This is a genomic window from Mycobacterium terramassiliense (assembly GCF_900157385.1).
Taxonomy (GTDB): domain Bacteria; phylum Actinomycetota; class Actinomycetes; order Mycobacteriales; family Mycobacteriaceae; genus Mycobacterium; species Mycobacterium terramassiliense.
The window spans coordinates 2,485,774-2,504,943 of record NZ_LT717701.1; the positions used below are offsets into that span (position 1 = coordinate 2,485,774).

Annotated in this window: 18 protein-coding genes and 1 pseudogene; 13 read left to right on the forward strand and 6 right to left on the reverse strand. The window is 69.7% G+C overall.

Annotated features, from left to right (window positions below):
- Window positions 1–12 precede the first annotated feature (12 nt).
- The 5 genes from MTAB308_RS26330 (at window position 13) to MTAB308_RS26350 (ending at window position 7,036) form a co-directional block, all read left to right on the forward strand.
- Window positions 13–4,344 carry a non-ribosomal peptide synthetase gene (locus MTAB308_RS26330; RefSeq protein ID WP_077104827.1) on the forward strand — a complete coding sequence of 1,444 codons (4,332 nt, stop codon included), beginning with the start codon at window positions 13–15 and terminating at the stop codon, window positions 4,342–4,344.
- Complete coding sequence (gene mbtG / locus MTAB308_RS26335) at window positions 4,341–5,627, forward strand: NADPH-dependent L-lysine N(6)-monooxygenase MbtG (RefSeq protein WP_077103553.1); 1,287 nt, start codon at window positions 4,341–4,343, stop codon at window positions 5,625–5,627. Before MTAB308_RS26330 ends, mbtG begins: the two co-directional genes overlap by 4 nt.
- On the forward strand, window positions 5,608–5,823 hold the full coding sequence (locus MTAB308_RS26340; protein ID WP_077103555.1) for an MbtH family protein: 216 nt from the start codon (window positions 5,608–5,610) through the stop codon (window positions 5,821–5,823). The genes mbtG and MTAB308_RS26340 overlap by 20 nt, the downstream gene beginning before the upstream one ends.
- A gap of 103 nt (window positions 5,824–5,926) precedes the next feature.
- Window positions 5,927–6,385, forward strand: a complete 459-nt coding sequence (locus tag MTAB308_RS26345) for an MTB12 family secreted protein (protein ID WP_077103557.1) — start codon at window positions 5,927–5,929, stop codon at window positions 6,383–6,385.
- A 147-nt stretch (window positions 6,386–6,532) separates the two neighbouring features.
- On the forward strand, window positions 6,533–7,036 hold the full coding sequence (locus tag MTAB308_RS26350; RefSeq protein WP_077103559.1) for an MTB12 family secreted protein: 504 nt from the start codon (window positions 6,533–6,535) through the stop codon (window positions 7,034–7,036).
- Here the strand turns inward: MTAB308_RS26350 and MTAB308_RS26355 are convergent.
- Window positions 7,030–7,923, reverse strand: coding sequence for a sigma-70 family RNA polymerase sigma factor (locus MTAB308_RS26355; RefSeq protein WP_077103561.1), 894 nt, complete (start codon window positions 7,921–7,923; stop codon window positions 7,030–7,032). The two genes, MTAB308_RS26350 and MTAB308_RS26355, sit on opposite strands and share 7 nt — an antisense overlap.
- A pseudogene (locus MTAB308_RS26360) lies at window positions 7,920–8,033 on the reverse strand (carboxymuconolactone decarboxylase family protein); the annotation flags it as partial. The gene MTAB308_RS26355 and the pseudogene MTAB308_RS26360, both read right to left, overlap by 4 nt.
- A 240-nt stretch (window positions 8,034–8,273) precedes the next feature.
- Between MTAB308_RS26360 and MTAB308_RS30725 the strand changes: the two are divergent.
- The gene (locus MTAB308_RS30725) at window positions 8,274–8,390 is read left to right on the forward strand and encodes a hypothetical protein (protein WP_483869904.1); all 117 of its coding nucleotides are present in this window, start codon (window positions 8,274–8,276) and stop codon (window positions 8,388–8,390) included.
- 266 nt (window positions 8,391–8,656) lie between these two features.
- Here MTAB308_RS30725 and MTAB308_RS26365 read toward each other — a convergent pair whose 3' ends face one another.
- The 3 genes from MTAB308_RS26365 to MTAB308_RS26375 form a co-directional block, all read right to left on the reverse strand.
- Window positions 8,657–9,166, reverse strand: coding sequence for a PE family protein (locus tag MTAB308_RS26365; RefSeq protein ID WP_077104829.1), 510 nt, complete (start codon window positions 9,164–9,166; stop codon window positions 8,657–8,659).
- Window positions 9,167–9,370: 204 nt separating this feature from the next.
- Window positions 9,371–9,973: a carboxymuconolactone decarboxylase family protein gene (locus MTAB308_RS26370; RefSeq protein ID WP_077103564.1), complete on the reverse strand. Its 603-nt coding sequence runs from the start codon at window positions 9,971–9,973 to the stop codon at window positions 9,371–9,373.
- A gap of 73 nt (window positions 9,974–10,046) precedes the next feature.
- Complete coding sequence (locus MTAB308_RS26375; RefSeq protein WP_077103566.1) at window positions 10,047–10,361, reverse strand: type II toxin-antitoxin system VapB family antitoxin; 315 nt, start codon at window positions 10,359–10,361, stop codon at window positions 10,047–10,049.
- A 266-nt stretch (window positions 10,362–10,627) separates the two neighbouring features.
- Here MTAB308_RS26375 and hrcA point away from each other — a divergent pair, with 266 nt between their 5' ends.
- The 7 genes from hrcA to era all read left to right on the forward strand — a co-directional run bounded on the left by hrcA (window position 10,628) and on the right by era (window position 17,585).
- Window positions 10,628–11,671, forward strand: a complete 1,044-nt coding sequence (gene hrcA / locus MTAB308_RS26380; protein ID WP_077103568.1) for a heat-inducible transcriptional repressor HrcA — start codon at window positions 10,628–10,630, stop codon at window positions 11,669–11,671.
- A 58-nt stretch (window positions 11,672–11,729) separates the two neighbouring features.
- A complete protein-coding gene (gene dnaJ, locus MTAB308_RS26385; RefSeq protein ID WP_077103570.1) occupies window positions 11,730–12,875 on the forward strand; it encodes a molecular chaperone DnaJ in 1,146 nt (381 codons plus the stop codon).
- Between the two features lie 17 nt (window positions 12,876–12,892).
- Complete coding sequence (locus MTAB308_RS26390) at window positions 12,893–13,699, forward strand: 16S rRNA (uracil(1498)-N(3))-methyltransferase (RefSeq protein WP_077103571.1); 807 nt, start codon at window positions 12,893–12,895, stop codon at window positions 13,697–13,699.
- A gap of 57 nt (window positions 13,700–13,756) precedes the next feature.
- Window positions 13,757–14,803 carry a PhoH family protein gene (locus tag MTAB308_RS26395; RefSeq protein ID WP_077103574.1) on the forward strand — a complete coding sequence of 349 codons (1,047 nt, stop codon included), beginning with the start codon at window positions 13,757–13,759 and terminating at the stop codon, window positions 14,801–14,803.
- On the forward strand, window positions 14,800–15,333 hold the full coding sequence (gene ybeY / locus MTAB308_RS26400) for an rRNA maturation RNase YbeY (RefSeq protein WP_077103576.1): 534 nt from the start codon (window positions 14,800–14,802) through the stop codon (window positions 15,331–15,333). The genes MTAB308_RS26395 and ybeY overlap by 4 nt, the downstream gene beginning before the upstream one ends.
- Window positions 15,330–16,613 (forward strand): hemolysin family protein, encoded by a 1,284-nt coding sequence (locus tag MTAB308_RS26405; protein WP_077103578.1) that lies wholly within the window; start codon window positions 15,330–15,332, stop codon window positions 16,611–16,613. The genes ybeY and MTAB308_RS26405 overlap by 4 nt, the downstream gene beginning before the upstream one ends.
- Window positions 16,614–16,685: 72 nt before the next feature.
- Window positions 16,686–17,585, forward strand: coding sequence for a GTPase Era (gene era / locus MTAB308_RS26410; protein ID WP_077103580.1), 900 nt, complete (start codon window positions 16,686–16,688; stop codon window positions 17,583–17,585).
- Window positions 17,586–17,621: 36 nt separating this feature from the next.
- On the opposite strand, the gene MTAB308_RS26415 is transcribed toward era, so the two are convergent.
- A complete protein-coding gene (locus MTAB308_RS26415; RefSeq protein WP_077103582.1) occupies window positions 17,622–19,115 on the reverse strand; it encodes an amidase in 1,494 nt (497 codons plus the stop codon).
- Between the last annotated feature and the right edge of the window lie 55 nt (window positions 19,116–19,170).

Here is a 19,170-nt window from a genome sequence, read left to right on the forward strand (position 1 = left end):
ATCGAGGACGTGATGGCGCTGAGCCCGCTGCAGCGGGGGCTGTTCGCGATGACGACTCTGACCGATCCCGGGGCGACCGACCCGTATGTCATCGCGATGGCCGCCGACGTGGCGGGCGCGCTCGACGTCGCCCTGCTGCGCGACTGCGCCGCGACGATGCTGACCCGGCACCCGAACTTGCGGGCGAGCTTCGTGCACGGCGATCTCAGCCGCCCCGTGCAGGTCATCCCGAGCGCCGTCGAGGTGCCCTGGCGGCAGGTCCGGGCCGCGCCGGACGAGGTCGAGACCCTGGAGGCCGAGGAGCGCGGCCGCCGCTTCGACCTGGCCCGCGGGCCGCTGATCCGGTTCCTGCTCATCGAATTGCCCGACCGGCGCTGGCATCTGGTCATCGTCGCGCATCACCTGGTGATCGACGGGTGGTCGCTGCCGCTTTTCGTTTCCGAACTGCTCGCCCTGTACCGCGCCGGCGGCGACAGCGCCGCGCTGCCGCCGTCGCCGCGGCCCTATCGCGACTACATCGGCTGGCTGGCCGGCCGTGACCAGGCGGGCAGCCGGGCGCTGTGGGCCCGGCACCTGGCCGGCCTCGACGGGCCGACCCTCCTCTCCCCGGCGCTGACCGCCACCCCGCCGCAGGCGGGCATCCCGCGGCGCACCACGCTGCGACTCGACCGCGACGCCACCACGGCGCTGGCCGAGGCCGCCCGCGCGCGCGGCGTTACCCTCAACGCCCTGGTTCAACTGGCCTGGGCGGCAATACTTTCGGTACTGACCGATCGCAGCGATGTGACCTTCGGGGTGACCGTGTCCGGCAGGCCCGACGAACTGTCGGGCGTGGAGACGATGGTCGGCCTGTTCATCAACACCGTGCCGCTGCGGGTGCGGCTGGACCCCCGCACCACCGTCGGGGCGCAATGCGCCGCGCTGCAACGGGAATCCGCCGCATTGCGCGACCACAGCTACCTGGGGCACGCCGAGTTGCGCTCCCTCGCCGGCATCGGAGAGATGTTCGACACCCTGCTGGTGTACGAGAACTTCCCTCCCGGCGCCGTGGTCGGCGCCACCGAATTCGCGGCCAACGGCGCGACGTTTCGCCCGGCGAGGTTGGAGAGCGTGTCGCACTTCCCGGTGACCATCGCCGCCCACCTGAGCGCGGGCGAGCTCACCGTGCTGGTGGAGGTGCTCGACGGGGCGCTGGGCACAATGGCGCCCGACGGCCTCGGCAGGCGGCTGCTGGCGACCGTGCAGCGCTTGGTGGACAACTGGGACCGCCCCCTGCGCGAGGTCGACGTCCTGCTGGCCGCCGAACACCGCCCGACCCCGCCGCTCGCGCGCGCGGACCCGGTCGCGGTGCACACCAGGTTCGCCGAAATCGCCGCGTCGCAACCCGATTCGGCGGCGCTCGGCTGGGCCGACGGGCGGCTGACCTACGGCGAACTCGACGCGCTCACCGATCGGCTGGCCGCCGCCCTGGGCCGTCACGGCGTGGCCGGGGAGACCCCGGTCGCGATCACGCTGCCCCGGGGCCCGAGCTATGTGGCCGCGATGCTGGCCATCCTCAAGGCCGGCGGCACGATCGTGCCGCTCGATCCGGCGATGCCCCAGGACCGGGTGGCCGAGATCCTGCGCCAGACGTCGGCGGCGATCGTGCTCGACGAAAAAGTGTTCACCGCCCTGGCCGAAACCGCCGCGCCCGCCCGCTTCCGGGCGGCCACGGTGCCCCCGGATCACGCCGCCTACGCGGTCTTCACCTCGGGCACCACCGGCGCACCGAAGGGCGTCATCGGCACCCACCGGGCGCTGTCGGCCTACTCCGACGACCACATCGAGCGCGTGCTGCGGCCGGCCGCGGCACGACTCGGGCGACCGCTGCGTATCGCGCACGCCTGGTCCTTCACGTTCGACGCCGCGTGGCAGCCGTTGGCCGCGCTGCTCGATGGGCACGCGGTGCACATCATCGACGACGCGGGCCGACGCGACGCCGAGGCGCTGGTCGCGATGATCGACCGGTTCGGCCTGGACATGATCGACACCACGCCGTCGATGTTCGCCCAGCTGCATGCCGCGGGGCTGCTGCGCCGGGTGCCGCTGGCGGTTCTCGCGCTCGGTGGCGAAGCGTTGGGTAGGACGGCGTGGCAGGCGATCCAACGGGAATGCGCCCGCACGGCCATGACCGCCTTCAACTGCTACGGGCCCACCGAAGCCACGGTCGAGGCCGTCGTCGCCGCCATCGACGAGCACGCGCGACCGGCCATCGGGCGCCCGACCCGGACCACCCGCGCCTACGTGATGGACTCCTGGCTGCGGCCGGTGCCGGACGGCGCCGCCGGGGAGTTGTACCTGGCCGGCGACCAGCTGACCCGCGGCTACCTCGGGCGAGCGGCCGAGACCGCCGCACGGTTCGTCGCCGACCCGCACGGCCGCGGCGGCCGGATGTATCGCACCGGAGACGTGGTGCGCCGCATGCCCGACGGCGGCCTGGAGTTCCTCGGACGCAGTGACGATCAACTCAAGATCCGCGGCTTCCGCGTCGAGCCGGGCGAGATCGTCGCGGCGCTCAACGGACACGACGGGGTGCGCGGCGCCCATGTGACGGCCCGCAACCATGCCAACGGGCCGCGGCTCACGGCGTACGTCGCGGGTGGCCCTCAGCCGCCGGCGGTGGCCGAATTGCGTTCGATGCTGCTCAAGCGGTTGCCGCGCTACCTGGTGCCCCACCACATCGTCGTGCTCGACGAGTTGCCGCTGACACCGCACGGCAAGGTCGACGAAAAGGCTTTGGCGGCAACCGGTATCGCGGCGGACCGGGCCGTCCCGCCCGAGACGCCCACCGAGGCGGCGCTGGCCGAGGTCTTTACCGACGTCCTGGAAATCGCCGATATCGACGTCACCGCCGGGTTCCTGGACATGGGCCTGGACAGCATCGCGGCCCTCTCGGTCGTGCAGGCCGCCCGCCGGCATGGCGTCGCGCTCCGCGCCAGGCTGATAATGGAGTGCGAGACCATTCGCGAGCTCGCCGCGGCCATCGACGAGGATGCCGAACGGGTCGCGCCCACCGAGGCGAGCGGCCCAATACCGCTGTTACCCAACGCCCATTGGCTCTACGAGTACGGCGAGCCGCGCCGGCTCGCGCAGACCGAAGCCATCCGGCTGCCCGACAGCGTCACGCGCGAACACTTGCACGCCGCGCTGGCCGGCACCCTCGACGGCCACGAGGTGCTGCGCACCAGGCTGGATCGGGCCGCCATGACGCTGGTGGACGGCCCGGCCCCCAGGGCCGTCGCAGACTTCCTCACCGAACTCGACGTCGAGGACCTGCACGCGGCGGTCACGGCGCAGGCGGCCGCCGCCGTCGAGCGACTCGACCCGGAGCGGGGGGCCCTGCTGGCCGCGGTGTGGCTCCGCCCGCCGAGCGGCGGGAGCGTCCTGCTGCTGGCCGCCCACGTGCTGGCGATGGACCCGGCGTCATGGCGGGTGGTGCTCGGCGAATTAGACTCTGCGCTAAGGGCTTTGGCCGCCGGCCGCCCTCCCGCGCCGGTGCGCGAGCACACCAGCTACCGGCGCTGGGCCGCGGCGCTCATCGAGCGCGCCCACCGACTCGACACCGTCGGTTCCTGGCGCGCCCAGCTCCAGGGCGACGATCCCGACATCGGCGCCCGGCGGATCCGGCCGGGCCGGGACGTGGCCCGCGACCTGGTCGTCCGCACCGCCGTGGTCGACGCCGACGTGAGCTTGCGCCTGCTGAGATCCGCAGCCCCCCTGCCCGATCTGCTCGTCGCCGCCGCGGCCGCGATGCTGACGGATTGGCGGCGCGGACGGGGCCAGGCCACGCCGCCGCCCCTGCTCGCGCTGGAAACCCACGGCCGCGCCGACGCGCTGCTGGACGGGCCGGGCGCACGCGCCGTGGACACCGGCGACACGGTCGGGCTGCTCAGCTCGATCTACCCGATGCGGGTCGACCCGACCCGGCCCGTCTCCGAACAGCTCGCCGAGATCCCCGGTGACGGAATCGACTACGGGCTGCTGCGCTACCTGCGCGCCGACACCGCCGAGCAGCTCGCCGGCTTCCCGGGGCCGCAGCTGCTGCTGAACTATCTCGGTGCCGCCCACACCGGTGGCGGCACCGCGCTGCGCCTCGAACGCGAGCTACTCGCCGACGTGTCACCGGTGCCCGAGCCCGACCTCGCGGTGCGCCACGAGCTCACCATCCTCGCCGTCGTGCTCACCGTCGGGGAGCAGCGCATGCTGGCCACGCAATGGCGCGCGCTGCCCGACATCCTCGACGACGCGGATCTGGCCGCGCTGCAACAACTGTGGACAGACAACCTCAGGAAGGTGGCGACATGAGCACGCTTGCGGTCCTGGGCGCCGGAGCCAAGGCGGTGGCCGTCGCGGCCAAGGCATCGGTGCTGCGCGACATGGGTGTCCAGGCCCCCGATGTGGTGGCCGTCGAACGCATCGCGGTCGGGGGCAACTGGCAGGCCAGCGGCGGCTGGACGGACGGGGCGCACCGGCTGGGCACCAGCCCGGAAAAGGACGTCGGGTTTCCCTACCGCTCGGCGCTGGTGCCGCGCCGCAACGCCGAACTCGACGAGCGGATGACCCGCTACAGCTGGCAGTCATACCTCATCGCCACCGCGTCGTTCGCCGAATGGATCGACCGCGGCAGGCCGGCGCCCACCCATCGCCGGTGGAGCCAGTACCTGGGCTGGGTCGCCGATCAGGTCGGCCTGAACGTGGTGCACGGCGAGGTCGAGCGGCTTGCCGTCGACGGCGACCGCTGGGCGCTGCAGACCCACGAAACCACCGTGCACGCCGAGGCTTTGATGATCACCGGACCCGGCCAGGCGGAGAAGTCGCTGCTGCCCGGCAACCCGCGGATGCTGTCGATCGCCCAGTTCTGGGACCGCGCCGCGGCCGACGACCGGATCAGCGCCGAGCGGGTGGCGGTGATCGGCGGCGGCGAGACGGCCGCATCGATGCTCAACGAGCTGTTCCGGCACCGGGTTTCGACGATCACCGTCATCTCGCCGCAGGTGACGCTGTTTACCCGCGGCGAGGGGTTTTTCGAGAACTCGCTGTTCTCCGATCCCACCGACTGGACGGCGCTGACGCTCGACGAACGCCGCGACGCGCTGGCCCGCACCGACCGCGGGGTGTTCTCGGCCAACGTGCAGGAGGCGCTGCTGTCCGACGACCGGATCCGCCACCTGCGCGGGCGGGTCGCCCACGCGGTGGGCCGCGACGGGCAGATCCGGTTGACCCTGTCCAGCAACCGCGGCAGCGAAAACCTGGAGACGGTGCACGGTTTCGATCTGGTCATCGACGGCTCCGGCGCCGACCCGCTGTGGTTCACGTCGCTGTTCAGCCAGGACGCGCTCGACCTGCTCGAACTCGGGCTGGGCGGACCGCTCACCGCCGAGGGCCTGCAGGAGGCCATCGGCTACGACCTGGCCGTCACCGATGTCGCCCCAAAGCTGTTCCTGCCCAACCTGTCCGGGCTCACCCAGGGCCCCGGCTTCCCCAACCTGAGCTGCCTCGGGCTGCTGTCAGACCGGGTGCTGGGCGCCACGGCAGGTTCTGTCAAACACCAAACTGCGAGGAGAAGCGATGAGCACCAACCCCTTTGACGACGACGGCGGCGCTTTCTACGTGCTGGTCAACGACGAGGAGCAGCACAGCCTGTGGCCGGCGATCGCCGAAATCCCGGCCGGCTGGCGCGTGGCGTACGGGGGGGCGAGCCGGTCGGCGTGCCTGGACTACGTCGACGAGAACTGGGCCGACATGAGGCCGAAGAGCCTGCGCGAGGCCATGGCGGCCGGCTGAGCACCCGTCGTGCCCGTACCGTGACCCGCCCGAGACCAAGAACGGCAGGCGCTGGGGGCACAATCACAACTCATACTCACCAGGGGGAGGACTGAACATGAGAATGAAATCCTTGGCCACCGGCGCGTTAGCGCTGGCCACAATGGGCACGGCCGGCATCGCCGTGGCATCCGCCGCGCCACTACCGCAGGATCCGCCGCCCGCGCCGGGGCTGCCGAGCCCGGACCAGTTGTCGACCCTATGCACCCAGGCCACCGATCCGGGCGTCTCGTACACGACCAAAACCAACCTGGTCGAGAACGGCATCTCCCCGGACGAGGGCCACGTGGCCGACCACGACCTGAGGAAGGCCTTCCGGAACGGAAACTTCCCCGAGACGTTCGCCGTGACGAACATCGCGCCGGCCGGGCCGAACATGGCCCAGGCCGATGTCGCCATCTCGGGTCCGAGGTTCGCCGGGCCGGTCGAGAAACACCTCGTGTTCGTCAACCAGGGCGGCAACTGGATCCTGCAGCACGACGCCGCGATCGCCCTCATCCAGGCCGCGTCGGCGACGAACTAGCAACCCGAGCAGCCTGTGCGCCGCACAGTGGGCGCACAGGCTGCTCACACGGTGTGGTCGTAACGTCACGGTGCGCAGACGCGAAACAACAGTAGAAAGCGGCACACTGGCACCGTCCGTCGACGCGTGCCCACCAAAGGGGGGACCATGAAAACCGTGAAATTCTTCGCCGGCGGCGCGGCAGCGCTGGCCGTCATCGGGGGAGCGGCCGCCGGCATCACGTCCATCGCGGCGCCGGGCGAGGCGGCCTCGGTGCGGCTGATCGCCGTCGGCGCGCCGTTGCCGCAGGATCCGCCGCAGGCGGTGAACGTGCCGACGGCCGATCAGTTGACCGGCCTGCTGACCAGCCTCGCCGACCCCAGCGTCCCGTTCGCGAACAAGAGCACTCTGGTCGAAGGCGGCATAGGCGGGATGGAAGCGCACATCGCCGACAAGAAGCTGCAGAAGGCCGCCAAGAACGGCGACCTGCCGCTGGCGTTCAACGTCACCAACGTCCAACCGGCCGCGGCCGGGTCCGCGACGGCCGACGTGGCGGTCTCGGGCCCCAAGCTCACGTCTCCGGTCACCCAGAACGTCACGTTCGTGAACCAGGGCGGCTGGGTCCTGTCGCGCGCCTCGGCGATGGAGTTGCTGCAGGCCGCCGGTCAGTGATCGGCGCGCACGCCGCGCAGGTCTAGCTTGGCGATCCGGTCCGGGTCGGCCAGCACATCGATGGCCGCCACCAGCCCGTCGCGCACCACGAATCCCATGATCGCCGTGGGCCGCCCGTCGACGAACACGACCGCGCCGGCGGCGCCGTTGACAATGGCGGGGCGCACCTCGCGCTCCGGCCCCGCGTAGCCGCGCGCGAGGTTGGCCACCGAGGCCGCGCCCTCGGCGCGGAATCCCGCGGCGCCCCGGCCGAAGTCGCCCCGCAGCACGACGTCGGGGTGCAGCACCGACACCAGCCGGTCGAAGTCGCCGGCTCGGCCCGCGGCGAAGAAGGCGTCGACGGCTTCGCGCTGCGCGGCGACGCCCGCGTCGGGGGCCGGCTCGGCCTGCTCGATGCGCCGGCGCGCCCGGCTGGCCAGCTTGCGCGTCGCCTCCGGGGTCCGCTCGACGATGGGCGCGATCTCGTCGAACGGGACCGCGAACACGTCGTGCAACACGAAGGCCAGCCGCTCGGCGGGCGGCAGCGTGTCCAGCACCACGAACAGGGCCAGCCCCACCGCGTCGGCCAGCATCGCCCGGTGTTCGGGATCGAACTCTCCGTCGGCGTCGACGATCGGATCCGGCAGGTGACCGACCGGCTCCTCCCGCCCGCGTCCGTGCCGGTCGCGCAAGGTGTTCAGGCAGATGCGGGCCACCACCGTGGTCAGCCAGGCGTCGACATTCGCGATGTCCCGGCCGGCGGCGCTGAGCCGCAGCCACGCCTCCTGCACGGCGTCCTGGGCGTCGTCGATCGAGCCCAGCATGCGATAGGCGATGGCGCCCAGCCGGGGCCGCGCCGCCTCGAACCGCGCGGCCAGCGCGGCCTCCGGGTGGTGCGGCCTCGTCACGCGCGGCCCCGCTCGGGCAGGGCGCACACCCGGTCGCCGGAGAAGCCCGACGATCCGATGCCGAGCGCGATGTTGAACCGGGCGCGCATGTTGCCCAGCGTGATGACTCGGCTCACATTAGTTAACCTTTGACCTGGTCGGAAATGGGTTTAAAGCCAGCAAAGATATGGACATAGTGGGACACAAACCCCCATTTCAAAAGATCGGCCAACGGTCTGAGTGCTGCGCTGATGTTGCGGTCATGGCAAAGAAAACTCCGACCATAACCACCGCCGGTCGACGTAGCTGGGGCGCGTTGCGGGCCATGCGATCCGGGCGCATCCTAGGCGTCCTGAATTGCCGATGACGGCATGCGTTACGACTGGCCCCACACTTTCGATGCTCGCATGGACGCCGAGGGATGGCTACAGAACGAACGAAAGCTGATTGCTCAGCGGGGAGCGGTGGCTCAAGTCCAATTTCGGTAATTTGGGATTTTCCTGATTTGCCGCGCTGGCTGCGGGTCATGTTTGCTGGATTTGCTCTAATGGGGTGACCAAAACGCAAAACGCTGTCGGTCCGCGCTCAAAGCTCGCCCGGCAAGCGGTAATGGGCGGAAGCTGCCGAGATGTGACCCCACCCCTGCCCCGAACTGCGCCAATATCAGGTGTCGAACTGTCGGCCTATTTCCTGGGCCGTCATTCGGCCCTTATCCCTGTGCGGGCTTTTGAATGCGGGTCGCGCACTGAACCCGCTACAATCCATATTGGTTTAGCAGGCCAGCAACATAAATATACAACAAAAGGAAAGTTATGGCGGCAAGGAACGGCGGGGCGCCAAGTATGACCAAAAGCGGAAAAACTAACTCAGGATTATTAAAAATAGGGGATATGAGTGGGAACACAAGGTCTTCTATTAATTGCTGAGGCGACGAGGTGGCAATGACGCTGACAACCCCGTTCGCGCCCTGCAACAACGAGGCCAAGGTGGCCTCGACGTCGGCATAGGAGAACGCACCGGCAGTCAAGTGCTGCACAAACTGCTCCTGAAACGCCGCCGCCTGACCGGCCAGCCCCTGATAGTTCGCAGCGTGCTGGGAGAACAGCTGCGCGACACTGGCTGACACCTCATCGGCGGCGGCGGGTATCACCGCGACGGTCGGGGCGGCCGCCACCATGTGGGCCGCGTTGACGTTCGCGCCGGCGGCTGCTAAATCCGTTGCCGCCGAGGTCATCAGCTCTGGCGTTGCGATCACATACGACATCCCGGACCTCCTGCTAGCTAGCCCCTGGTTGTCACGAGCCCGGCGGTCCTCCACCCGTCAGAGCAGGATGGCTTATTTTATGGCGGGGGCGTTAAGTAACCGACTACTGCACATCGAGTAACCGGTTACTGCGGGGAGGCTCGCGGTCAGACGGGCCGCGTCGAAACAAACCCTCCGCTACCCGTCGGCAGTCATGCGCGACCGTCACCCGTGTTTCCGCTGGTCATCGGGCAGCGCGCACACCCGGTCGCCGGAGAAGCCCGACGATCCGATGCCGAGCGCGATGTTGAACCGGGCGCGCATGTTGCCCAGCGTGATGACGTGGGTGAGCCCGACGAGCTGGGCTGTGTCGAAATGGGCGCGCAGCGCGCCGAAGAGCTGATCGGTCACCTCGACCGGGGTGCGGCTCATCGCGGTGGCGTACTCCAGGATGAGCTTGTCCAGCTCGGAGAAGCAGGAGGCGTTGCGGTAATCCGACAGGGCCAGCAGTTCCTCGTCGGTGAGTCCCCACCGGCGCGCGATCTGCGAGCCCAGGTCGATGCAGTACTCGCAGCCCACCGTGGTCGCCGACTTCAGCTCGGCCAGCGCCCGGTGGCGCGGACTGAGGATGTCCAGCTTCGACTCCGCCTGCTCGAGCTTGCCGTAGGCGCTGAGCAATCGGGGGATGTGCGCGTACATCCGCAGCGGTTCGAGCATGCCGGCGGTCTCGAGCCCGGCCATCTGCGCCAGCTTGCGCTTGGTGAAGAAGAAGGCGATCTTGGCGCCCAGGCCGGCATCGCGGTCGGGTACTCCTTGAAGGCGAGGCATGGCGGTCCTCCTTGAACGTGGTCCTTTCTACGTCGACACCCGGCGACATAGAAACGTGACCGCGCCACAAGAGTTACGTCTGCTGGCTCAGCGGCATGTCCATGTCGAACACCCGGGCGTGCAGCACGGTGCGGTTCCGCAACGCGGCGCGCACCGCGCGGTGCAGGCCGTCCTCGAGGTAGGTGATGCCCCGCCACCGCACCGCGTGCGGGAAAAGGTCGCCGTAGAACGTGGAGTCCTCCGACAGCAGCCGGTCCAACGCCAGCACCGTCGTCGTCGTGACCAATTCGTCCAGCCGGATCTGCTGCGGCGGTATCTGCGACCAGTCCTTGTAGGACAGCCCGTGCTCCGGGTACGGCTTGCCGTCGCGCACGCCCTTGAAAATCATTGGCGGATCGTCTCTGACGCATCCCCCGGGCCCGACGAGTACATGGTGGACAGGCTAACCCGCCTGGTGGCGACCCGCTTCGCCCGGCTACGCCGCGCTCGCGATCGCCACGGTCCGCCTGGTGGCGACCCGCTTCGCCCGGCTACGCCGCGCTCGCGATCGCCACGGTCCGCCTGGTGGCGACCCGCTTCGCCCGGCTACGCCGCGAATGGCGGTCACAACCCCGTGACACCGTAAAATGGACGCGATCAAGGAGGTGGGAGCCGATGGGAAGTGCCGACGAGCGTCGCTTCGAGGTACTGCGCGCCATCGTCGCCGACTTCGTCTCCACCCAGGAACCCATCGGTTCCAAGTCGTTGGTCGAGCGCCACAACCTGGGCGTGTCGTCCGCGACCGTCCGCAACGACATGGCGGTGCTGGAGGCCGAAGGCTACATCACCCAGCCGCACACCAGCTCCGGACGGGTGCCCACCGAAAAGGGCTACCGCGAGTTCGTGGACCGGCTGGCCGAGGTCAAGCCGCTGTCGTCGGCCGAGCGGAGCGCGATTCAAAACTTTCTGGAATCCGGTGTCGACCTCGACGACGTGCTGCGCCGCGCGGTGCGGCTGCTGGCGCAACTGACCCGCCAGGTGGCGGTGGTGCAGTACCCGACGCTGTCGACGTCGACCGTTCGCCACCTGGAGGTGATCGGCCTGACGCCGGCCCGGCTGCTGATGGTGGTCATCACCGACTCCGGCCGGGTGGACCAGCGCATCGTCGAACTCGGCGACGTCATCGACGACCACCAGCTGTCCCAGTTGCGCGAGATGCTGGGCCAGGCCCTGGTGGGCAAGAGGCTCGCCGCGGCGTCCACCGCCGTCGCCGACCTGGCAGGTGAGCTGCACGGGCGCAGCGGGCTGGCCAACAACCTCAGCGACGCCGTGGGCCGCTCGGCCACGGTGTTGCTGGAGTCGTTGGTGGAGCACACCGAGGAGCGCCTGCTGATGGGCGGCACCGCCAATTTGACCCGCCACGCCGCCGATTTCGGCGGTTCGCTGCGGTCCATCCTGGAGGCCCTCGAGGAGCAGGTGGTGGTGCTGCGGTTGCTGGCGGCCCAGCAGGAGGCCGGCAAGGTGACGGTGCGTATCGGGCACGAGACCGCCGCCGAGCAGATGGCGGGCACCTCGATGGTGTCCACCGCCTACGGCACCTCCGATACCGTGTACGGCGGTATGGGTGTGCTGGGCCCCACCCGGATGGACTATCCGGGAACTATCGCCAGCGTGGCTGCGGTTGCTCTTTATATCGGCGAAGTTCTGGGTGCCCGATGACCGCGCACCCTGGTGTTTGTTGACGGCCGCATAACGGCGGCACAAGGAAGGTCAGGGCGTGGCACGCGACTATTACGGGCTGCTCGGCGTGAGCAGAAACGCCAGCGATGCTGAGATCAAGCGCGCTTACCGCAAGTTGGCGCGCGAGCTGCATCCCGACGTCAACCCCGATGAGGCCGCGCAGGCGAAGTTCAAGGAAATCAGCGTCGCCTACGAGGTGCTGAGCGATCCGGAGAAACGCCGGATCGTCGACCTGGGCGGGGATCCGCTGGAGAACGCCGCCGCGGGCGGTGGCGGATTCGGCGGCTTCGGCAATCTGGGCGACGTGTTCGAGGCCTTCTTCGGCGGCGGCTTCAGCGGGGGTGCGGCCTCCCGCGGTCCCATCGGCCGGGTCCGGCCCGGGTCGGACTCGCTGCTGCGGATGCGGCTGGACCTCGAGGAGTGCGCGACCGGCGTCACCAAGCAGGTCACCGTCGACACCGCGGTGCTGTGCGACCGGTGCCAGGGCAAGGGCACCAACGGCGATTCGGTGCCCGTGCCCTGCGACACCTGCGGCGGCCGCGGGGAGGTGCAGACGGTGCAGCGCTCGCTGCTGGGCCAGGTGATGACGTCGCGGCCGTGTCCGACCTGCCGCGGCGTCGGGGTCGTCATCCCCGACCCGTGCCACCAGTGCATGGGCGACGGGCGGGTGCGGGCCCGCCGGGAGATCAGCGTCAAGATTCCCGCCGGTGTCGGCGACGGCATGCGCGTCCGCCTGGCGGCCCAGGGCGAGGTCGGGCCCGGGGGCGGGCCGGCCGGTGACCTGTACGTCGAGGTGCACGAACAGGCCCACGACATCTTCGTCCGCGAGGGCGACGACCTGCACTGCACGGTGTCGGTGCCGATGGTCGACGCGGCGCTGGGCGTGACCGTCACCGTCGACGCCATCCTGGACGGTCAGAGCGAGATCACCATTCCGCCTGGCACGCAGCCGGGTTCGATCATCACGCTGCGCGGCCACGGGATGCCGCACCTGCGTTCGGGCGCCCGGGGTAACCTGCATGTCCACGTCGAGGTGGTGGTGCCGACCCGCCTGGACCACCACGACACCGAACTGCTGCGCGAGCTGAAGAACCGCCGCAGCCGCGATGTGGCCGAGGTCCGTTCCACCCACGGCGGCGGCGGGCTGTTCAGCCGGCTGCGCGAGACCTTCACCGGGCGCTAAGTCGCCGGGGCCCCCACATGGTGGCGACGCTGTTCTACGTTGACGCACTGCCCGACACGGGCGCGCTGGCGGTCGTGGACGGCGACGAGGGTTTCCACGCCGCCACGGTGCGCCGGATCCGGCCGGGCGAACAGCTGGTGCTCGGCGACGGCGCCGGCCGCCTCGCCCGCTGCGAGGTCGAGCACGCCGGGCGCGACGGGCTGCGGGCGCGGGTGCTGGGGCGCTGGAGCGTCGAGCCCGGTCGCCCGGCGGTGCGGGTGGTGCAGGCGCTGCCGAAGTCCGATCGCTCGGAGCTGGCGATCGAGTTGGCCACCGAAGCGGGCGCCGACGGGTTCCTGGCCTGGCAGGCGGCGCGCTGCGTGGCCAGCTGGGAGGGCGCCCGGGTCGACAAGGGGCTGCGCCGGTGGCGGGCCGTCGCCCGTTCGGCGGCCCGGCAGTCCCGCCGGGCGCACATTCCGCCCGTCGAGGGCGTGCTGTCCACCGCCGCGCTGATCGAACGGGTTCGCCACGAGGTCGCGGCCGGGGCGGTAGTGCTGGCCCTGCACGAGTCGGCGACCGATCGGCTCGCGGATCACCATGTCGGCCAAGCGGATTCGGTGTGGCTGGTGATCGGGCCCGAGGGCGGCATCGCGCCGGACGAGATCGCCGCGTTGACCGCGGCGGGCGCCGCGGCGGTCCGGCTGGGCCCGCAGGTGCTGCGGACGTCGACCGCGGCCGCGGTGGCGTTGGGCGCGCTGGGCGTGCTCACGCCGCGATGGGACCGACCTGCGGATTCAGACGGGGCGGCAAACGAACCATTGGGACAGGCTCCTGACCAGCGGTAGACTGGCAAGCCAGGATTTCACCACGTCAGACCCGACAAGGCAGGCATCGAAAACCACGTGACGCCCCGCGAGACCAGCGCTGCTGACACGGCATCGACCTCTCACGTTCGCAGCAGCATCAACGTTCCGCCCGATCTCGTCGTGGGCCTGCTTGGATCCGCAGACGAAAACCTGCGCGCCCTCGAACGCACCCTGAACGCCGACCTGCACGTGCGCGGCAATGAGGTCACGATCTCCGGCGAGCCGGCCGACGTCGCCCTGGCCGAGCGGGCGGTCTCCGAACTGGTCGCGATCGTGGCCGGCGGCCAGCCGTTGACGCCGGAGGTGGTGCGCCACAGCGTCGCCATGCTGGTCGGCACCGGCAACGAGTCACCGGCCGAGGTCCTCACCCTGGACATCCTGTCGCGCCGCGGCAACACGATCCGGCCCAAGACGCTCAACCAGAAGCGCTACGTCGACGCCATCGACGCCAACACCATCGTCTTCGGGGTCGGCCCGGCCGGCACCGGCAAGACGTATCTGGCCATGGCCAAGGCCGTCCACGCGCTGCAGACCAAGCAGGTCAGCCGGATCATCCTGACCCGGCCCGCCGTGGAAGCCGGTGAGCGCCTTGGTTTTTTGCCCGGCACACTGAGTGAGAAGATCGACCCGTATCTGCGGCCGCTGTACGATGCGCTCTACGACATGATGGACGCCGAGCTGATTCCCAAGCTGATGTCGGCCGGCGTCATCGAGGTCGCGCCGCTGGGGTACATGCGTGGCCGCACCTTGAATGACGCCTTCATCGTGCTTGACGAGGCGCAGAACACCACCGCCGAGCAGATGAAGATGTTCCTCACCCGGCTCGGCTTCGGGTCGAAGATCGTCGTCACCGGCGACATGACCCAGATCGACCTTCCCGGCGGGGCCCGGTCCGGCCTGCGTTCGGCGGTCGAGATTCTCGACAACGTCGACGACATCCACATTGCGGAGCTGACCAGTGTGGATGTGGTGCGCCACCGGCTGGTTTCGGAGATCGTCGACGCCTATGCCCGCTACGAGGAGCCCGGCTCGGGGATGAACCGGGCGGCCCGGCGGGCCTCGGGCGCCCGCAGTCGCCGATGAGCATCGAGGTTTCCAACGAGTCGGGCATCGACGTGTCCGAGGTGGAGTTGGTCAGCGTCGCGAAGTTCGTGATCGCGCGGATGGACGTCAACCCGAGCGCCGAGCTGTCGATGGTGCTGTTGGACACCGCGGCGATGGCCGACCTGCACATGCGCTGGATGGACCTGCCTGGGCCGACGGACGTGATGAGTTTCCCGATGGACGAGCTCGAACCCGGCGGCCGCCCCGACGCACCCGAGCCGGGACCGGCGATGCTGGGCGACATCGTGCTGTGCCCGGAATTCGCCGCCGACCAGGCCGCCGCGGCGGGTCACACCCTGGGACACGAGTTGGCGCTGTTGACGATTCACGGCGTGCTCCACCTGCTCGGCTACGACCATGCCGAGCCGGCCGAGGAGAAAGAGATGTTCGCCCTGCAGGACCGGCTGCTCGAAGAATGGGTCGCCGAACAGGTCGAGGCCTACCGCCAAGATCGCCAGGAGGAGCGCGACCGCCGGTTGCTGGACAAGTCAAGGTATTTCGACAATTGACCGGCGTTTCCCAGCTGCTGGGCGCGATCGCCCTGATCGCCCTGGGCGGCCTCTTCGCGGCGATCGACGCCGCCGTGAGCACGGTGTCGTTGGCGCGGGTGCAGGAACTGGTGCGCGAGGAGCGGCCGGGCGCGGTGTCGTTGTTCAAGGTGATGAGCGAGCGTCCGCGCTACATCAACCTGGTGGTGCTGCTGCGCATCATCTGCGAGATCACCGCGACCGTGTTGTTGGTGGTGTTCCTCTACGACAACTTCGGCATGAGGTGGGCGTTGTTCGGGGCGGCCACCATCATGGTGGTGACGAGTTTCGTCGTCATCGGAGTCGGCCCCCGCACCCTCGGGCGCCAGCACGCCTATTCCATCTCCCTGGTGACCGCCCTTCCGCTGCGGGTGATTTCGTGGTTGTTGATGCCGCTCAGCCGGTTGCTGGTGGTGCTGGGCAACGCGCTCACCCCCGGTCGGGGGTTGCGGAACGGGCCGTTCGCCTCCGAGATCGAACTGCGCGAAGTCGTCGACCTGGCCCAGCAGCGCGGCGTGGTGGCCGCCGACGAACGCCGGATGATCGAGTCGGTCTTCGAACTCGGTGACACCCCGGCCCGCGAGGTGATGGTGCCGCGCACCGAGATGATCTGGATCGAAAGCGACAAATCCGCCAGCCAGGCGACCAACCTGGCCGTGCGCAGCGGTCACTCGCGCATCCCGGTGATCGGCGAGAACGTCGACGATGTCGTCGGGGTGGTGTATCTGAAAGATCTTGTCCAGCAGACATTCTCCTCGCCCGACCGGGGCCGGGACACCAAGGTGTCGCAAGTCATGCGCCCGGCGGTCTTCGTGCCGGACTCAAAGCCACTGGACGCGCTACTGCGCGAGATGCAACGCGACCGCAACCACATGGCCCTGCTCGTCGACGAGTACGGCGCGATCGCCGGCCTGGTCAGCATCGAGGACGTGCTGGAGGAGATCGTCGGGGAGATCGCCGACGAATACGACCAGGCCGAGACGGCGCCGATAGAAGAGTTGGGCGACAAGCGGTTTCGGGTGTCGGCACGACTGCCGATCGAGGACGTCGGCGAACTGTACGACGTCGAATTCGACGACGACCTCGACGTCGACACCGTGGGGGGCCTGGTGGCTCTGGAATTGGGCCGGGTGCCGCTGCCCGGCGCCGAGGTGGTCTCGCATGGCCTGCGCCTGCGCGCCGAGGGCGGCCCCGATCATCGGGGGCGGGTGCGCATCAACACCGTCCTGCTGAGCCCGGCCGAAGCCGACGGGTCGACGTGACATCGAGCGTGCACTCACTGCGAAAAAATCGCGTCGAATTCGCACTCAGTGCACGCTCGGCGATGGGCGGCCATGACTGAATTCCGTTCGGGCTTCGTGTGTTTGGTGGGCCGGCCCAATACCGGCAAGTCGACGCTGACCAACGCGCTGGTCGGCGCCAAGGTGGCGATCACCTCGAAGCGGCCGCAGACCACCCGGCACACCATTCGCGGCATCGTGCACCGGCAAGAGTTCCAGATCATCCTGGTCGACACCCCCGGCCTGCACCGGCCGCGCACCCTGCTGGGCAAGCGCCTCAACGACCTGGTCCGCGACACCTACACCGAGGTCGACGTGATCGGGTTGTGCATCCCGGCCGACGAGGCGATCGGCCCCGGCGACCGGTGGATCGTCGATCAGATTCGTGCGGTCGCTCCCAGGACAGCGCTCGTGGCCGTCGTCACCAAGATCGACAAGGTGCCCAAGGACCGGGTGGCCGCGCAGCTGGTCGCCGCCAGCGAGTTGGTCGGCGACTCGGCCGAAATCGTCCCGGTGTCGGCGGTGACGGGTGCGCAGGTCGACGTGTTGATCGAGGTCCTGGCCGCGGCGCTGCCCGCCGGACCGGCCTACTACCCCGACGGTGAGCTGACCGACGAGCCCGAGGAGGTCCTGATGGCCGAGCTCATCCGCGAGGCCGCCCTGGAGGGGGTTCGCGACGAGCTGCCGCACTCGCTGGCGGTGGTGATCGACGAGGTCAATCCGCGCGAGGGGCGCGACGACCTGATCGACGTGCACGCGATCCTCTACGTCGAGCGGGACAGCCAGAAGGGCATCGTGATCGGCAAGGGCGGCGCACGGCTACGGGAAGTGGGGACCGCCGCGCGCGCCCAGATCGAGAAGCTGCTGGGCACCAAGGTCTACCTCGACCTGCGCGTCAAGGTCGCCAAGAACTGGCAGAGCGACCCCAAACAACTTGGTCGGCTTGGCTTTTAGAGAGGTTTGACCTCGGCGCGGATATCCGCCGCCGGCTCACCTACGCGACGGCGGCGCCCCGGCGGGCGGCGTGTCGGCACCGTGCCACCACATGGGCGGCTGCTTGGTGGACCAGCCGCAGACGGCCTCCAGCTCGGCGGCCAGCGAGATCAGCAGGCCTTCGCTGTTTGCTGGACCCATCAGCTGCACGCCGATCGGCAAACCTTCGGCGGTAAATCCCGCCGGCACATTGATCGACGGCCACCCCAACAGGTTCCACGGCCAGGTCAACGGGCACGCGGCGATCATGGCGCGGTCGGTGCCAAAGCTGCTCAACCGGTCGAACGAGCGCGCCAACGGCGGCGGTTGGGCGGTCGTCGGGGCCAGCACCACGTCGACGATGTCGAAGATCGAGCCCACCCGCCGCTGGTCGGCCGCCTCGTGGCGGCGCGCGCTGCGCAGAATCGCCTGCCCCAGCACCTGGCCCATGCGCAGGTTCGACACCGTGCGGGGGTCCAGGATCACCCCGTCGCCCAGCCGCTCCTCCCAATCCCGCAGGCCCGCGGTGGACCGGGCCAGGAAGTTCCACGACAACCGCAGGCCGTAGTCGGGATTGCCGGGCACGACCTTGTGGCCGAGCAGCTCGAGTTGCTTGCCGACGGCCCGCGTCGCGGCCAGGATCTCGGGGTCCAGCTTGGCGCGAAAACCGGTGTACGGGAACCGCGTCGACAGCGCGATGTTCAGCGGGCCGGGCGCCTTGCCGACATAGTCGGACGCCGTGATCGGGGGCGGCTTGTGCCGGTCGCCCTCGACGTTGCCCGACGCGGCGTCGAGCACCAGGGCCGCATCGGCCACGGTGCGCGCGAGCACGCCGTTGACCGTGATGCCGTTGAACGCCTCGGGCAGCGGCCAGGTCGAGATGCGGCCGCGCTGCGGCTTGATGCCCACCAAGTGCGTCCACGCCGCGGGGATGCGGACGCTGCCGGCGCCGTCGGAGCCGATGGCGGCGGTCACCAGGCCCGCGGCCACGGCGGCCGCGCTACCCCCCGACGAGCCGCCAGGGGTGTGCCGCCGCGACCAGGGATTGCGGGTGTGGCCGAAGCCGGGCCCGCTGGTGAACGGCCATTGGCCCAGCTCGCAGGTGTTCGTCTTGCCGACGATCACGGCGCCGGCGGCCTTCAGGCGGCGCACCACCTCGGCGTCCTGGGTCGCCGGCGCGACATACCCCTCGGTGCCGAAGGCGGTGGGCACGCCGGCGACGTCGACGTCGTCTTTGACCGCGATCGGGATGCCCAGCAGCGGCGCGGTGTCTCCGGCCGCGCGGCGCCGATCAGCCTCCGCCGCGGCGGCCAGCGCCGACTCGGTCAGCACCACCCGGAAGGCGTTCAGGGTCGGCTGGCTGGAATGGATGGCATGCAGCGAACGGCTCACCAGTGTGGTGGACGTCACTGAGCGGCTGGCCAGCTGATATAGCAGGTCAGTCAGTGTGGGCAGGCGCTGACCGCCGGATCCGGAGATGGACCCGGTGCCCGCCCCGGAAGCGCCGATCACGGGGTACGAGACTAACGGCGCGGATACCCGCAATGTCGCGGCGGGGTGCAAAACT

What these genes read in the sequence shown, in the direction of transcription:
- MTAB308_RS26390 (WP_077103571.1), top strand. Translation starts at nt 12,893, where the DNA reads ATGGTGGCGACGCTGTTCTACGTTGACGCACTGCCCGACACGGGCGCG.
- MTAB308_RS26330 (WP_077104827.1), top strand. Translation starts at nt 13, where the DNA reads ATGGCGCTGAGCCCGCTGCAGCGGGGGCTGTTCGCGATGACGACTCTG.
- MTAB308_RS26370 (WP_077103564.1), bottom strand. Translation starts at nt 9,973, where the DNA reads ATGCCTCGCCTTCAAGGAGTACCCGACCGCGATGCCGGCCTGGGCGCC.
- era (WP_077103580.1), top strand. Translation starts at nt 16,686, where the DNA reads ATGACTGAATTCCGTTCGGGCTTCGTGTGTTTGGTGGGCCGGCCCAAT.
- hrcA (WP_077103568.1), top strand. Translation starts at nt 10,628, where the DNA reads ATGGGAAGTGCCGACGAGCGTCGCTTCGAGGTACTGCGCGCCATCGTC.
- MTAB308_RS26375 (WP_077103566.1), bottom strand. Translation starts at nt 10,361, where the DNA reads ATGATTTTCAAGGGCGTGCGCGACGGCAAGCCGTACCCGGAGCACGGG.
- MTAB308_RS26340 (WP_077103555.1), top strand. Translation starts at nt 5,608, where the DNA reads ATGAGCACCAACCCCTTTGACGACGACGGCGGCGCTTTCTACGTGCTG.
- mbtG (WP_077103553.1), top strand. Translation starts at nt 4,341, where the DNA reads ATGAGCACGCTTGCGGTCCTGGGCGCCGGAGCCAAGGCGGTGGCCGTC.
- MTAB308_RS26350 (WP_077103559.1), top strand. Translation starts at nt 6,533, where the DNA reads ATGAAAACCGTGAAATTCTTCGCCGGCGGCGCGGCAGCGCTGGCCGTC.
- MTAB308_RS26345 (WP_077103557.1), top strand. Translation starts at nt 5,927, where the DNA reads ATGAAATCCTTGGCCACCGGCGCGTTAGCGCTGGCCACAATGGGCACG.
- MTAB308_RS30725 (WP_483869904.1), top strand. Translation starts at nt 8,274, where the DNA reads ATGCGTTACGACTGGCCCCACACTTTCGATGCTCGCATGGACGCCGAG.
- ybeY (WP_077103576.1), top strand. Translation starts at nt 14,800, where the DNA reads ATGAGCATCGAGGTTTCCAACGAGTCGGGCATCGACGTGTCCGAGGTG.
- MTAB308_RS26365 (WP_077104829.1), bottom strand. Translation starts at nt 9,166, where the DNA reads ATGTCGTATGTGATCGCAACGCCAGAGCTGATGACCTCGGCGGCAACG.